Source organism: Petrotoga miotherma DSM 10691 (assembly GCF_002895605.1).
GTDB lineage: Bacteria > Thermotogota > Thermotogae > Petrotogales > Petrotogaceae > Petrotoga > Petrotoga miotherma.
The window spans coordinates 24,765-39,610 of sequence record NZ_AZRM01000011.1 but is presented as its reverse complement, the minus strand read 5'-3'; the positions used below and the strand labels follow the sequence as shown (position 1 = coordinate 39,610).

Genomic DNA, 14,846 nt, shown 5'->3' with positions numbered 1-14,846 from the left:
CCTCACTGTACGTTTAACATACCCGAAAATCCCATGAAAGCCATCGCCATAAGTCCAATCGTAATTAAAGTAATTCCAGGTCCTTTTAAAGGTCCGGGTACGGGAGATTTATCAACCTTTTTTCTTATTGCGGCTAGAGATACGATCGCTAACCACCAACCTAACCCCGAACCAAGTCCAAAGATAACTGATTGGAGGAAATTATAATTTCTAATCTGCATAAAAAGGGCTACACCCAATATAGCGCAATTGACGGTGATTAATGGAAGAAAAATACCTAAGCTCATGTATAAGTTAGTTGACATTCTCTCTATAACCATTTCTGATATCTGTACTATTGCGGCAATGACTATTATGAACACTATATATCTTAGATATTCTAAACCAAAGGGAATCAACAAGTAATGATAGACAAGCCAATTAATTGCGGTAGTTATAGTCAAGACAAAGGTTACTGCAAGGCCCAACCCATTAGAAGAAGTGAAATCCTTTGAAACCGATATAAAGGAACACATTCCTAAAAAATTTGCGAGAAGTATGTTGCTTGTAAAAATAGAAGCAAAGAATAAAGATATCAAACCTACGTCAGGGGACATTATTTTTTAACCTCCTTTCTAAACATGTAACCTTTGAGTATCCATATGAAAACAGCTAACATAAAGAAAGCACTTGGAGGCATAACCATTATAGTCCAATTTACAAAATTATCTGGTAATATTTGAAGTCCAAAAAGTGTTCCAAAGCCCAATAACTCTCTCACAAATGCCACCATCAAAAGAATATACATATACCCTATTCCAGTGGTCAAACCATCCCACAACGATAGCAGCGGAGGGTTAGATTGAGCAAAAGCCTCTGTTCTTCCCATTATTATACAATTAGTAATGATCAAGCCTACGTATGGTCCCAAAGCTCTACTGACTTCAGGTACATAAGCCCGTAGGACGATATCAACAATTATAACATAAAAAGATATTATCAACGTTTGGGCTATCATTCTGACTTTCCTAGGAATGAAAGATTTTAACAAAGAAACCGTCAATGCGGATAATCCTGTCACAAAAACAACTCCAAGAGTCATGATGGATGTGTTTATTAATGTGTTAGTTACCGCTAATGTGGAACATATCCCGAGTATTTGGATGAATACAGGATTGTTATACCATAAATTATCTTTAGCAATTGCTATCCAATTTTTCTGAGCCATTAACTATTCACCCCCAGAATATCTCGCAGATTTGAAATCGTTTCGTTTACAATTCTTTCAATAGACTCAGAAGTTCTTGTGGCGCCGGTTATTGCATCGACTTGTCCATTTTCGTATTCGTAGTCTCCACCGTCTTGTCCTGTTACTACTTTTATTTCACCATCTATAATTTTAAGACCCGAAAACTGTCTTTTGAACCAATCTTCTTCTATTCTTCCTCCTAATCCTGGCGTTTCGTTTTGAGAGATAAAGTCAATACCAACAATTCTAGAAACATCTTCGTTCACAGCTAAAACACCGGTTATAGTTCCCCATAGCCCACTGCCTGTGAAGATAGTAGCATATATATTTTCGCCGTTTACTTCAGTTGTATATAATTGAGAGCCATTAATATTTACAGTTGAAACTATAGAGTTATATTTTTGAAAAGCTTCTTCATCACTTTGATAAGATATGCCCATTGCAGATAAAATTGCCTTAATTTGGAATAATTCTTGATTCCTTTCTACCGTATCTTTTGTTAGTTCATTTGCTACTGCTAAAACGAAAACAAATACAAAAGAAATAATAAATGTGAATATAACAGTATAAACTCTACCTTCCCTTTTCATGCTTTCACCTTCTTTCTAGTAAAAGCTGTATCTAACAAAGCAACAAAAGTGTTACCCATTAACACTCCAAAACTTGTACCTTCTGGGAAAAGAGAAAACGTTCTGATAAGTATAGCTGTAACTCCTATTATAATTCCATAAAACCATTTAGAAGTTTCATTTTTTGGTGCGGTTACAGGATCTGTTGCCATAAAAACGGTGACAAACATGAAACTTCCAGAAAGCAAGAATTCTATAGGATAAGAAGCTTCCTGTATGCCGATTAAAGAGAAAAAACCTGTCAACAAAGAAGCACTCAAGAATGTGGATAACATAATTTTCCAACTGGCGGTTTTTGTGGCGATGAGATAAATTGCAGCTATGAGTATTAGAAATATAGGTCCCTCTCCCATTGAGCCGGATCTAAGCCCAAAAAATAATTCAAACAGGCCGAAACTTTGTCCGTTTGCTAAAACTTGAAGAGGTGTTGCTGAGGTTAAGATATCGGATGCAGCTCTCCCAAAATTTCCCGGTTGAAGCCATGATTGGGTCATGATATTTGGAAAGGTTATGTAAATAAAAAGTCTACCGGCGATAGCTGGATTGAAAATGTTTCTTCCAAAACCTCCATAAACTTCTTTTGCAAATAAAACACCAAAAATAATCCCAATGCTGGCGATCCACCAAGGCGTTGCAGGAGGAAGGGATAAGACAAATAAAGTACTGGTAACCAATACTGCTTCTGTAACTTTACGTTTTTTTCTTTTTTCCATAATGTATTCTGTCAAAATCCCAAAACCATACACAAAAATAGATAAAAAAATCAATCTCCATCCGTACATGTAAAAAGCAAAAGCGTATACAGGTATCAGCGAGTACAGTACCCTTCTCATCATAATTTGCTTTTGAAAAAAGCCTGATGCCACACGAACACCCCCTTAATTAAATCTAAATTAATAAATCTATTGATATTTTAACATATATAACCTTAGATATCAACGATTCATTTTATCATTTCATAAAAATTAAAAAAGGGCGAAAAATTTCGCCCCTTTGATCTTTTAAAGATTATTAATTTTGATATAAGACGTAAACAGATAAAGGTGATACTTCGATTGTTCCTTCCACTACATCCAGTGTTTCGGTACCTGCTGTATCTTCATTTACAACTAAGTTCCATTCACCTTCAGGTAAAGCGATCTGAACTGAAGATTCTGGTTCTGCATTGTAAACAACCACAATATTTTTCCATTGATCGTTGTTTGCATTATCTTTTATAATAAAAGCAACAGTTTTTCTATATTCTTTTGGTAGTTCGAAAAATTCTATGTGGTCTATTATATCTTCACTATTGGTCATTCTAAAAGCAGGATGAGCTTTTCTTAAGTGTATCATACCTTGGTAATACTCAAATATGTCATAAAACTCGCTTTTTCTGTTCCAGTCGTATACGTTTGGTTCTAAAACGCCGAATGGGTTATCGTTACCTTTCTTAGTCCTTGCAAAATCCACACCTCCGTGTAAAAATGATATACCCTGCATAGTTAAGATCATAGCATTAGAGAATTTTTGAGAGGCTTTTAATATTTCTAAAGTTTGTGGGTCTAAATCTTCTTTCCATGGCTTTACACCGAGAGCAAGAGCATTTTTATCCCATAAGGTATGGTTATCATGATTGGAAACGTAGTTCATAGTTTCTTGTGGGTCTTGTGCCCAAGATCTTATTCTATTGTTGTTTTCAATAGATCCAACGACACCTCTTTTTATCTTCGTTTGTTGACCAGGAGCGCCTAAGCCAAAACCTTTGACCTCAGGTTCAAATACGCTTCCTCTGATAGCATTTCTAACATCATCGTTGAATACGGCTACCTCTAAACCTTTTTGGTCTCCTTTGCCAAATGTTATTGGACCGCCACCAGTCCATGGTTCCCCGTACAAAAGTACGTCTGGTAATATATCGTGTAATTCTTCTGATATTGTTTTTACCGTTTCTTTGTCAAATAAACCCAATAAATCGAATCTGAATCCATCAACATGATACTCATCAACCCAATATTTTAAACTATCTACTATATACTTTCTCACCATGAACCTTTCCGTGGCTATTTCGTTCCCCACTCCCGATCCATTTGTGTATTTCCCTGATTGATCAGTACGGTAATAGAAGTAAGGAACGGTTTGATCGAAAGGTGAATTCTTTCCAACTTGGTATGTATGGTTGTATACAACATCCAACACAACCCTTATACCATTTTCGTGAAAAGTTTTAACTATATTTTTCACTTCATTTATTCTCTTTAATGGATCGTATGGATCTGTCGAATAAATACCTTCGGGGACATTGTATACTAGAGGATCGTATCCCCAACCATACTGTTCATCGAATTTCGTTTCATCTAAAGAACCAGCATCTTGAATAGGCATAATGTGAACGTGAGTAACTCCAAGTTCTTTTAAATGGGATAACCCTGTTTTCACTCCCGTCGGGGATTGTGTATTGTCTATAGTCAATCCAAGATATTTACCCCTGTATTCTTCTGGAACTCCAGAGCTTTCATCTATCGTAAAATCCTTTACGTGAATTTCATAAACAATTGAATCTTCAGGATTGTTGAGAATAGGCCTTGTATCGGTATTCCAACCTACCGGGTCAGTATCATTCAAATCAATAATAGCGGATTTTGTAGAATTGATGGCAAGAGCCGTGGAATAAACATCTATAGTTCTTCTTGTTTTTCCATAGGATACAAACTCATATAGATAATATTTTCCTTTTAAATCATCATTCACAGTAGCATGCCAAACTCCGTTATCGTTTTTTGACATGGTAACTTCTTTATATGGTTCTTCATCTAAATAATCATGGAAAAGTAGTACCTTTGCCTCTGAGGATACCGGGGACCATACTTTAAAATCTGTTTTATCTGGGGAATAAACCGATCCTAAATCATCTCCGTAGTAATGAAAAACTTCGTCATCTAAAATGTTTCTCATAATTACGTAATTTTCTGAAACGTATCCTTCTATATCTATTTTGTACAATTTATCCACATCTTGTGGAGATATCGGATTAGCTGGTTTTATGGTTATATTTGAGGTAACAGAAATATCGGTGGGATCAGTTTTATAAACATCTAATACATCCAAAGCAAGAGGATCAGAACCATCTACCTTATAAAAATGAACTTTACCTTCCCATTCTTTTGTATCAAAGGGTACAGTTAGACTAACTTTTATTTCATCAAACGAATCCATAATAGCCGCGTTTACCCGAGGACTTAAGTCAAGGTTTTTTGGATCGGTATAGTAATTCTCTACTCCTGATAAAACCCATATTTCAGCGACATCACTTTCAGGTATACTGACGAATCTATCCATTGAAATATCTTTTTCCCAGCTATCCGTTCTTACTATGAAACCTAACTCCTCATGTTTTTCATCGAATTTGATAATCGCGTACTTGCCGAAGCTATCTTCACCATCGAATAAATATCTGTCTCCTTCTTTGGAAATGGGTTTACTTGGCCAAATCCAAAGATTCCAAGGTTCATAATCACCATCTGGTCTATGATAGTGTACGATCAAAACGGTCTGCGCGTCAAAATCAGCCGCGTTTTTTCCTTCGGAAAGGCTTACAAAATCGTTAGGTTTTGTACTTCCAAACTCTTCAGGCAAAGTCTGAGTTTGTGTGGTTTGATCCGCTCCTAACAACACGGAAATTAAGAAAAATACTAACAACAAGTAACCTACTTTTCTCATAAATACCTACCTCCTTTTGATGCTGTTAAATAATGAAAAGGTTTCCACAATAAAGAAAAAAAATAATTACCTCTCTATGTTTCTCTTTCTACTATTTTTCCTTCTAATTGGTAATGTTCAACTTTGTCTCTTCCTTCCATAGAAGAGATGAACATCTCATATGCAATTTCGACCATTTCTATAATTGGTTGTCTAATCGTTGTTAATTGAAATAGTCTACTAATAGGTAGATTATCAACAGCTATCAATGAGTAATCCCTTTTTGGATGCATATTCTTTTCTTCCAAATATTTTTTGACACCTACTCCAATCATGTCACATGTTGCAAATATGGAAGAATATTTTTTAGGGCGTCTTTTTATAATGTTTCCAATCGCTTTATACCCTCCGTCCCACATTAAATCACTGTATATAATCTTAACCTTTTTATTGTTCTTTTCCATAACTTGTAAAAAACCTTCATCTCTTTTTTTGAAGACGAAAGAGGTAAATTCATTATTCAGTTCTTTAAAAGTTACCAAATAGAAAGTGCTATTTGAAGGGGAATTACTTATGAGATATTCAGCCGCAGTTTTACCAATTTGATAATTATCGACATAAACAGAATCGAATCTTTCATCATATGAATCGATCAATATTATTTTCTTAGGGGGGATTCTGTTATGAAAAATACTTGAAACGGAAAGAGAAGAAAAGAACACGCCGTCGGTTTGATAAATTAAATCGGTATTTTGCTTGATCTTTTCCAGAGATATCTGATCTATAAGAGGAAAAACAATCAACCTATAATTATTACGAGAAATTTTCTTTTCAAGTAGAGAATACATGATCCCATAAAATTCATTTCCCATGTCTGGTGTCACAAAAGAGAGAGAATTTATATTTTTTGAAGATAATGTTCTAGCGTTAATATTGGGAGAATAACCCAACTCTTCTATGATTTCTATGACTCTTTCTTTGGTCTTTTCACTGACTTTTTCGGAATTATTTAACACCCTTGAAACTGTTGCTATTCCGACGTTGGCGAGCCGTGCAACATCTTTAATAGTAGGATTTGGATTTCTCTTTTTTTCTTTCACGTTATTCACCTCAAAGTCTATTGTCTTTATAAGTTCTAAAACTTATATACAGCGCCCCTTCGCCCCGCTCCGCACCCATAAGGATAAAAGGGTGCTTACCCTTCTCCCACTCCGCACCCATAAGGATAAAAGAGTTCTTACCCCTTCTCCCCCTCCCTACCCCTAAGGAACCGTTTCCTTTTTACTCAATCTTATTTTACCTTTTTGCATTAAAAAAAGCTAATCAAATTATTCTTGATTACAGGCGATTATGGGCAATTATTATCGATTAAGGAAGAAAAACTCCTTTTTTCTCTATTTTAAGAAATTTAAAAAAGGTTTGCATAACGTTAGTTCGTATGATATAATAAAAAAGGAATTATAAATTTTTATTGATAATCAAGATAATAAAAAGGAGGAAATTTATGGGGTTTCTAGGTATCTTGCTTATAATAATTCATATCATTTTAGCCGTGGGAGTAATCTACTTTGCACTGCAAAGAATGCAGAAAAATAGTGAAATAGGTGGTGCATTTGGTGCAGGAGGTTCAGCTACCAATTTTGGACGAGAGAAAGGGTTAGATAAAACCTCCAAAATTGCTTTAACTTTTGGTATACTTTTCATGATCAACTGTTTTTTGGTAACCTGGATAATAGCTTAAAGGAGGACCCAATATTTGAGCTCTGAAGACCAACTTAAAATCGTACAAGAAAATTCTGTCGATTTTATTACACCAGAAGATTTTTTGAACAAAATAAGAAAAAAAGGCCAATTAAAAGTTAAATTAGGGGTAGATCCTTCAAGGCCAGATCTTCATTTAGGACATGCAGTTGTTTTAAGAAAGTTAAAACAATTTCAAGAGTTGGGTCATATAGTTTACTTAATAATAGGGGATTTCACGGCAAGAATAGGTGACCCTTCGGGAAGATCAAAAACTAGACCTCTACTTTCTGAAGATGAAGTCCAAGAAAATTCGAAGACATACGTTGAACAAGCTTTTAGAATACTCCAGGCTGATCAAACTGTGGTAAAATTTAACAGTGAATGGCTCTCTAAATTGTCTTTTGCTGATGTAATTAACTTATCGTCAAGATACACAGTTGCAAGGATTCTTGAAAGAGACGATTTCAATAAAAGGTTAAAGGAAAATCAGCCTATAAGTATATCTGAATTTTTATATCCTTTAGCCCAGGCGTATGATTCTATTGTTATTGAAGCTGATGTGGAACTTGGAGGCACAGACCAACTTTTCAATCTTTTAGTGGGAAGAAAGCTCCAAGAAGAGTTTGGCCAATCACCACAAGTAGTGCTTACTATGCCATTGATTGAGGGCACAGATGGATACTTAAAGATGAGTAAAAGTTATGACAACTATATAGCTTTTAACGATTCTCCACAAGATATTTTTGGTAAAGTTATGTCCATTCCTGATCATCTAATTATTAAGTATATGAAATATTTAACAGATATTCCAAAAGATAAAATAAAAGATATGGAGAAGCAAATCAAAAGTGGAGAATTGAACCCTAGAGATATTAAAATGGTTTTAGCAGAAGAAATTGTTACTTTGTTATATAATAAAGATGAGTCAGAAAAAGCCAAACAAAACTTTGTCTCAATCTTCCAAAAAAGAGAAATGCCTGACGATTTGCCAGAGATTCAAATTAAAAGTGGAGAAACGATTTTAGATATAGTTTCAAAGACCAAAGTTTACAATAGCAACAGTGAAATAAAAAGAGCTATAATGCAAGGGGCTATTAGAATCAACGACGAAAAAATAACGGATTTCAAAGATATCGTTGATTGTGAAGACGGAGCTATACTAAGAGTTGGAAAAAAGAGTTATTTTAAAATAAAAAAGATTAAATAGATTTTGCAAAATTTCTTTAAATATAGTATAATATAGTGACGGATTTTTGAAAGAAGTAGTTTTTTACCAAATCAAAATCATAAAAGGGGGTAAGGAAGAATGAAGAAAACGCTTGCTTTTTTTGTAGTAATGGTATTTGTGGTTTCTGCCTTTTCACTCGGCTTCACTGACGTAGGAGAAGATCATTGGGCGTATGATTACGTTATGAAGCTGGTGGAAAAAGGTGTAATTCCTGTAGACGAGCCAACATTTAGAGGTTACGAACCTTTAACAAGGGCGGATGCAGCGGTTTGGATGTCCAGGTTGGTAACTTACCTAGAGAATTCTCCTGAAATTGCAAAGACGAGCGATTTAGCCTATTTGGAAGCCAAAGTAGGAGACCTCTCGAAGAAAGTAAATAACGTTGAAAGTCAGTTTAATTCATTGAATGAGCAGTTGCAAGCGGATGATCTTTTATCCGATTTGCAGGCGACATATCAAGATGTTAAAAAGACAGCCTACAGAGCCAAAAACATAGGAGATGCTTTAGAGACTGATCTGTTGGCAGTTAGTAGGGATGTATCCGGTTTAAAGGCAACAGTTAGTCAGTTAGAGGCAACTGTAGAAGAAACAAAGAGTTTAGCTGAACAAAATCAAATGTTTGTCAAAGCATTACCTACACTTTCACAAAAAGTGGCTTCAAATCAAGAACAAATAGTCTCACTCGAAGAATTCAAAACAAGTATGGCAAAGCAACATTTGAATCTCAAATACGATACTTACGACAAGATTGACGAATTAACCAACAGGGCATCTACAAACGAAGAACAAATTGCATCTTTGTCTCAAGATTTAGCGGATGTAAAGACTATAGCTGAGCAAAATCAGATGTTTGTTAAGGCTTTACCAGATCTTTCAAAAAAGGCTGCTTCTAACGAAGCAAAGATAACAGAGTTAAGTCAACAAGTTGAAGCGCAAAACGCAGAAATAGCAAAAGCACAAGATAAAACAATGTTATGGTTAGTAGCTGGTTTAGGAGTTATTTTAGGTGCGGTTGGCATCTTCATGCCTCAATAAATGCTAAGAAATGTTTGATTTGTATTGACAAGTAGTGTGGATGTTTGCTATAATAGTAAGGATTTTTTAAAAAATTAAATCAAAAGTAGAAGGGGGTTTTTGTATGAAAAAAGTTTTATTGTCTTTGTTGGTAGTTTTTGCTTCACTGGCGCTTTTTGCAGTAGAGCCAGCATTTGATGTTAGTGGAACTGCAGGTTTTGAATTCAAGATGGATGAAGGTGGATTGGATATCGAATCGGTGTTGGACGCGGATCTCAGTATCGATGTTAGTTTTACTACAACTCTTCCGGCAACTTTAACAGCAGGTTTTACATTTTCACCTGTGACTGTTACTACTGAATCTACAGAAGTTACAACAACAGCGGGTGCAACAGATACAGATGTTTTAACAAGTGTTGTTGTTGAGCCTGGATTAAGTTTAAACTACGTTCAATATGAACAAGAAGCATGGTTGTTAAGATTCGAACCAAATGCTATAGCTTTAAGTAACTACACTTTGAGTGGTTACACTGATGCTGTGGGTTCTTTAAAACTCGGTTTGACAGATTATGGAGTTAATGTAGTATTAGCAGATAGGTTAGCTGGAGAAGTTACCGAGCATGCTACAGGAGACTTCGCTCTTCCCCAAGACTGGATTTTAGGTGCTAGTTACGATCTGGATGTAAGTGGAGTAAAGGGGCTTGTTGCTGGTGCTTTCAAATTTGAAGATGCTACCAACAACAGAGTTACCGTTGAAGGAGAAGTTACAGAAGTGCCAGTCCCGGGAAGTTTAAGTGCTGATGTAGCTTTTGGTATGTTGAATTTTGAAGATTCTGGCACTGCTTCATCTGTTACGGCATATAGGGTATATGCAGCTTATAAATACCCGTATGAAATGGAAGACATAACAGTTACACCTCACGTTGGGTTAACATGGCAGAATAACTTAAAGAAAGTTTATGAAGAAGAATCTAGTAACGATTTGATGGTAATATATTATGGTGATGACTCCGCGTGGGCTGACACACAAGAAGTAACAGCAGGAGTAGATCTAAGCTATCTTGCAACACCAATAACAGTGGATCTAACTGATACATTAGCAATAGATTTATCAGAAGTGTCATCACCTGTATTTGCTTTAGATCTTACTGCGGCCGTTGATTACGCTATTTCCGATCTAAGTTCGGCAGGAGTAGAAGTTCCAGTTGAAGTTGCTGATTTAACAGACTTCGCAAGTACATTATCTATTACACCTCATGGATATTTAACCTATGGTGTGGCTGAAGTTCCTGTTACTTTAGGCGCCGATGTTTACTATTTCTTTGAAGATGGAGAACAGGCAGAAAATGCAATAGCATATATGGCTAACGTTTCTTATGCTTTCAATGACTACATGTCTGCAGGAGCTCACGTTGGTAATGAAACTTTGGACGTTTATGGTAATGTAAACGGAGCAGATACCTTAGCAGACTTACATTGGTACCTATATCTCAAAGCTGAATTTGAATTCTAAGAAGACTGATAAACCAAAAAGCTGGCTTTTTAAAGCCAGCTTTTTTAAAACTAAAAAGTATTATTTTTCGTAAATTAAGTCTATTCCAACTTTTTCTAATTTTTCGTTTATGTTTTCGTATCCTCTAAAGATATGATCTACATTTGAGATAATTGTTTCTCCTTCTGCAACGAGTCCTGCTATAAGCAAGGCTGCGGCGGCTCTTAGATCGGTAGCCTCTACAGGTGCTCCAGATAGCATGCTTACTCCTTCTATAATTGCTGTATTGTCTTCTACCCTGATCTTTGCTCCCATTCTGTTCAATTCATCAATATGGTAAAATCTGCTTTTAAAAACAGTTTCGGTTATTGTAGATCTCCCTGGAACCAAAGATAAAAAGGTTGTGATCTGAGGCTGCAAATCTGTTGGAAATCCCGGAAAAGGGGCTGTCTCCATGCTGATACTGTTCAATGTATTGAGAAGAGCTTCTGTCACTTTTACTTCTCTTTTTTTCTCATCGTAATCTACCGGGCTTCCTATATTTTCAAATACAGAGAATAAACTATTTAGATGTTCAGCAGATACATTTTTAATGGTTAGTTTTTCGCCTATAAGTTTACCTAGTATGATATAGGTACCAGCTTCAATTCTGTCAGGGATTATCGTGTATTTTACACCCGATAATTTTTTTACTCCTTCAATTTTCAATATGGAGGTCCCGCCACCTGTTATCTTAGCTCCCATTTTGTTTAAAAAGTTTACTAGATCCGTTACTTCTGGCTCTATAGCACAATTAGTGATAGTCGTTTTTACACCTTCTAACAAACTAGCGGTAGTCAAGACGTGTTCTGTGGCTCCAACACTTGGAAATGGTAAGGATATATTTATTAAGTTGTTGGGATTGTTCAATTTACTGGTTACGAAACCGTGTTCAATTGTACTTTCAATACCCAACTTCTTTAAACCCTCTAAATGAAAGTCCACAGGCCTTGCACCGATAGAACATCCGCCTGGAAGGGCAACTTTAGCATAACCATTTCTAAGGGTTAATGGGCCGTAAACGTTGAAAGAAGCCCTCATTTTTCTTACGGGTTCATATGGAATCTCAGAATTGATATTACCTGAACTTTTGATTATGAGTTGATCATCGAAACGTTCTATTACTTTCCCTGCACTTTCTAGTATTTCAATCATAGTTCTAACGTCGGCTAAATCTGGGACATTCCTTAACTCAATGTCATCCTCAGTGAGTAAAGATGCTCCCATAATTGGTAGCACAGCGTTTTTTGATCCAGAAACGGTTAAAGTGCCTTTTGCCTTTTGAGGTCCTTTTACAATCATTTTTCCAGATGTATCTAAACCAATACTTTTCAATTTTAGCCCCCCTAAGAAATAATGAAAGAATGTTCACCAATTTTTATTTCCGGTAGGTTGTAATTCACCAGAAAAAACCTTCCTTGCACTTTCTTCGACAGATTTAGAAAAATACGTTACTGATTTTAAATCTGTAGTGTTTATTTTTCTATATAATAAGTTTTCTCCTTCATCACGCCATCCCGTTAGTATAATGCTATTGTTAAAAATTTCCTGAATTGTTTCTTCAAGAGTACCTTTCCCGTAATTCCACGGAAGTAAAAATAGATTATTTTTCTGAAGGTAAAGATTATTACCATCAAAAAACAGATCCACATTTTTTATTTGATCTGAATAAGTGTAAAATGATCCACTCTTATGAAGTAAAGATTGCGTTGCGTTTCTATCGTCTTTAGATGTAACAATGATTACGGGGGTAACACCACTTGTTTCTAATCCTCTTATCATTCTGTAAAGGATTTCAGATATCAAATAAGGTGAATTTCCAATATACTTTAAAGGATCATCCGCATCTTCTTCCAAAATCATTAAATTACCAAACACAACAAAATCAATTCCCAAATTTTTAAGGTGATAACCTAATTCTCTCGAAAAATCCTGAATTAGAGAAAAGTTTCTAACTGATCCTAACGCAAGATAACAAAGTTCGGGATCTATCTCATTTAAATTCAACAAATACCCCACTACGTAATTTGGGTTTAATTCGGCATTTTCAATATCTTTTAACGTATGAAAAAATTTTCCAACTATATGATTATCCTCTTGTATTATATCGTATATACTTCCAAAAGTAAAGCTAAATATTAACATTGTCGAGATCGTCAGCCAGTATCTTTTCAATGGCATATGCCACACCGTCCTCATCGTTGCTTGGTATCAAATAATTTGCTACTTTTTTTACATCTTCTTTAGCATTTCCCATGGCAAAACTGTTTTTTGTTAATTCAAGCATGTCTATATCGTTTTCGGAATCACCAAAAACGTATAGAGTGTTGGGATCTAAGTTGTACATTTTTGAAATTATCTTCAAGCTATTTCCTTTGGAGACATCATAAGGAATAAAATCCAAATAAGTATCCCAAGATTTCATGAGGTTAAACTCTCCTTGAAACTCTTTTTCCGCCAATTTTTTAACTAGGTTTATTTTATCAGGCTCTCCAATTGCTAATATTTTTAATGTTGGGTGAGATGAATTTTCTATTTCAGATATTAAGTCATCTACTAGCACATAATCAACAAATGAATGTTTAGAGTAATCTCTAATCTCTTTATCGTCTATTTCTGAAATAAGTTTATCGTTTATATAGATATGTCTGTGGATCTTAAGGTCTCTAAGGAATTTTATACACTTGACAGCACTTTCCTTTGAAACACCTTTTTCAAAAAATACTTTTCCATTGTGGTTGACTATATATCCCCCGTTGTAGGAGGAAATAATCACGTTCCCTTTCAAAAAAGGTAGAAAGTTTTCAACAACGTACATAGTCGATGCATACATTCTTCCACTTGCTATTACAATAAGATGGCCTTCTTCTTTTAGTTTTTTTAAAGCTTGATATGTTTTTGGTGAAATTCTTACTCCAGAATTTAAAAGAGTACCATCCAAATCAAAGACAAACGTTTTTTTCATTTTTTTCTCCTTTCGACCTGTAACCTTTTTAAAAGCAAATTCCTTCTTTTATTAGCGCCGAACGTTAAGGGGGTTCCCCTTAAAAACCCCAAATCAAGGTCAAAATCATTTAAAAACATTTTTTGCACACTGCGGCAAATGCTCCCAACCCATCTAGGGAAGTGATTTTCCCACCCTTTCAACCCGTTCCACGTCCATTAAGGAAGGGATCCTGTTACCCCTTTGCTCCGTAGCCTGAGAGAATTTTAAACCTTCTTTTATATTTTACCATATAAATTATTAATTATAAATTAATAAAGCACCCTTATAATGTTTTTCTTTTGCTTAAAGCCATCATAACAAATGTGTGGTATGATTTTCATTAATCTAATTGAAGGGGGAGTATCGAATGGATTTTGCTAAATTTGGTAGTAAATACATAGTTAGATTAGATAAGGGAGAAGAAATATTTTCAACTTTGAAAGACTTTTGTACAAAAAATTCAATAAAATTAGGCACTGTATATGGTTTAGGTTCAACGAACGCTATAACTATTGGTTTGTTCAATACCCATGAGAAGAAATACTATTCAAAAGAGTTTAAAGGAGATTTTGAAATTTTGAATCTCACAGGTAATATAACTACTATGAATGGAGAGACTTATTTGCACTTACATGTGATTATCTCAGATTCTGATCTTCGTTCATATGGTGGACATTTGAATTCTGCAATAGTTAGTGGAACCGCAGAAATAATAGTTGAAAGTATAGATGGCACTGTAGATAGAAAATTTGATTCAGAAGTTGGTCTCAATCTGTATAATTTTAGAAGATAGTGTATTCTATTTTGAG

The 14,846-nt window shown here is 35.1% G+C and carries 14 protein-coding genes; 5 read left to right on the top strand and 9 right to left on the bottom strand.

The features are described from left to right. Window positions 1–2 precede the first annotated feature (2 nt). From X928_RS02395 to X928_RS02370, 6 genes are all read right to left on the bottom strand, one after another. On the bottom strand, window positions 3–596 hold the full coding sequence (locus X928_RS02395; RefSeq protein ID WP_103078317.1) for an NADH:ubiquinone reductase (Na(+)-transporting) subunit E: 594 nt from the start codon (window positions 594–596) through the stop codon (window positions 3–5). Next, window positions 596–1,207: an Rnf-Nqr domain containing protein gene (locus tag X928_RS02390; RefSeq protein WP_103078316.1), complete on the bottom strand. Its 612-nt coding sequence runs from the start codon at window positions 1,205–1,207 to the stop codon at window positions 596–598. Before X928_RS02390 ends, X928_RS02395 begins: the two co-directional genes overlap by 1 nt. Next, window positions 1,207–1,818 carry an FMN-binding protein gene (locus tag X928_RS02385; RefSeq protein ID WP_103078315.1) on the bottom strand — a complete coding sequence of 204 codons (612 nt, stop codon included), beginning with the start codon at window positions 1,816–1,818 and terminating at the stop codon, window positions 1,207–1,209. Before X928_RS02385 ends, X928_RS02390 begins: the two co-directional genes overlap by 1 nt. Further along, the gene (locus X928_RS02380) at window positions 1,815–2,693 is read right to left on the bottom strand and encodes an RnfABCDGE type electron transport complex subunit D (protein WP_103078342.1); all 879 of its coding nucleotides are present in this window, start codon (window positions 2,691–2,693) and stop codon (window positions 1,815–1,817) included. Before X928_RS02380 ends, X928_RS02385 begins: the two co-directional genes overlap by 4 nt. A 175-nt stretch (window positions 2,694–2,868) precedes the next feature. Beyond that, window positions 2,869–5,556 carry a type I pullulanase gene (pulA, locus tag X928_RS02375; protein ID WP_103078314.1) on the bottom strand — a complete coding sequence of 896 codons (2,688 nt, stop codon included), beginning with the start codon at window positions 5,554–5,556 and terminating at the stop codon, window positions 2,869–2,871. Between the two features lie 74 nt (window positions 5,557–5,630). Further along, window positions 5,631–6,635 (bottom strand): LacI family DNA-binding transcriptional regulator, encoded by a 1,005-nt coding sequence (locus X928_RS02370; RefSeq protein ID WP_146026621.1) that lies wholly within the window; start codon window positions 6,633–6,635, stop codon window positions 5,631–5,633. A 404-nt stretch (window positions 6,636–7,039) separates the two neighbouring features. On the opposite strand from X928_RS02370, the gene secG reads away from it, so the two are divergent. The 4 genes from secG to X928_RS02350 all read left to right on the top strand — a co-directional run bounded on the left by secG (window position 7,040) and on the right by X928_RS02350 (window position 11,033). Then, window positions 7,040–7,276, top strand: a complete 237-nt coding sequence (gene secG, locus X928_RS02365) for a preprotein translocase subunit SecG (RefSeq protein WP_103078312.1) — start codon at window positions 7,040–7,042, stop codon at window positions 7,274–7,276. A gap of 15 nt (window positions 7,277–7,291) precedes the next feature. Next, complete coding sequence (gene tyrS / locus X928_RS02360) at window positions 7,292–8,485, top strand: tyrosine--tRNA ligase (RefSeq protein WP_103078311.1); 1,194 nt, start codon at window positions 7,292–7,294, stop codon at window positions 8,483–8,485. Window positions 8,486–8,584: 99 nt separating this feature from the next. Then, a complete protein-coding gene (locus X928_RS02355; protein WP_103078310.1) occupies window positions 8,585–9,541 on the top strand; it encodes an S-layer homology domain-containing protein in 957 nt (318 codons plus the stop codon). Window positions 9,542–9,644: 103 nt separating this feature from the next. Beyond that, on the top strand, window positions 9,645–11,033 hold the full coding sequence (locus tag X928_RS02350) for a hypothetical protein (RefSeq protein ID WP_103078309.1): 1,389 nt from the start codon (window positions 9,645–9,647) through the stop codon (window positions 11,031–11,033). Between the two features lie 60 nt (window positions 11,034–11,093). Here the strand turns inward: X928_RS02350 and murA are convergent, their stop codons facing one another. Genes murA through X928_RS02335 form a run of 3 tightly spaced genes read right to left on the bottom strand, consistent with a single transcriptional unit; the run spans window position 11,094 to window position 14,016 of the window. Beyond that, complete coding sequence (gene murA, locus X928_RS02345; protein ID WP_103078308.1) at window positions 11,094–12,386, bottom strand: UDP-N-acetylglucosamine 1-carboxyvinyltransferase; 1,293 nt, start codon at window positions 12,384–12,386, stop codon at window positions 11,094–11,096. A 33-nt stretch (window positions 12,387–12,419) separates the two neighbouring features. Then, window positions 12,420–13,232, bottom strand: coding sequence for a hypothetical protein (locus X928_RS02340; RefSeq protein ID WP_146026620.1), 813 nt, complete (start codon window positions 13,230–13,232; stop codon window positions 12,420–12,422). Next, window positions 13,183–14,016, bottom strand: coding sequence for a Cof-type HAD-IIB family hydrolase (locus X928_RS02335; protein ID WP_103078306.1), 834 nt, complete (start codon window positions 14,014–14,016; stop codon window positions 13,183–13,185). Before X928_RS02335 ends, X928_RS02340 begins: the two co-directional genes overlap by 50 nt. Before the next feature lie 388 nt (window positions 14,017–14,404). On the opposite strand from X928_RS02335, the gene X928_RS02330 reads away from it, so the two are divergent. Beyond that, complete coding sequence (locus tag X928_RS02330; protein WP_103078305.1) at window positions 14,405–14,830, top strand: PPC domain-containing DNA-binding protein; 426 nt, start codon at window positions 14,405–14,407, stop codon at window positions 14,828–14,830. Window positions 14,831–14,846: the final 16 nt, after the last annotated feature.

Excerpts from the sequence above, each read along its gene's own strand:
- secG (WP_103078312.1), top strand. The coding sequence starts at position 7,040 with ATGGGGTTTCTAGGTATCTTGCTTATAATAATTCATATCATTTTAGCC.
- X928_RS02385 (WP_103078315.1), bottom strand. The coding sequence starts at position 1,818 with ATGAAAAGGGAAGGTAGAGTTTATACTGTTATATTCACATTTATTATT.
- X928_RS02350 (WP_103078309.1), top strand. The coding sequence starts at position 9,645 with ATGAAAAAAGTTTTATTGTCTTTGTTGGTAGTTTTTGCTTCACTGGCG.
- X928_RS02355 (WP_103078310.1), top strand. The coding sequence starts at position 8,585 with ATGAAGAAAACGCTTGCTTTTTTTGTAGTAATGGTATTTGTGGTTTCT.
- X928_RS02395 (WP_103078317.1), bottom strand. The coding sequence starts at position 596 with ATGTCCCCTGACGTAGGTTTGATATCTTTATTCTTTGCTTCTATTTTT.
- X928_RS02335 (WP_103078306.1), bottom strand. The coding sequence starts at position 14,016 with ATGAAAAAAACGTTTGTCTTTGATTTGGATGGTACTCTTTTAAATTCT.
- X928_RS02380 (WP_103078342.1), bottom strand. The coding sequence starts at position 2,693 with ATGATGAGAAGGGTACTGTACTCGCTGATACCTGTATACGCTTTTGCT.
- X928_RS02390 (WP_103078316.1), bottom strand. The coding sequence starts at position 1,207 with ATGGCTCAGAAAAATTGGATAGCAATTGCTAAAGATAATTTATGGTAT.
- pulA (WP_103078314.1), bottom strand. The coding sequence starts at position 5,556 with ATGAGAAAAGTAGGTTACTTGTTGTTAGTATTTTTCTTAATTTCCGTG.
- X928_RS02340 (WP_146026620.1), bottom strand. The coding sequence starts at position 13,232 with ATGCCATTGAAAAGATACTGGCTGACGATCTCGACAATGTTAATATTT.
- X928_RS02330 (WP_103078305.1), top strand. The coding sequence starts at position 14,405 with ATGGATTTTGCTAAATTTGGTAGTAAATACATAGTTAGATTAGATAAG.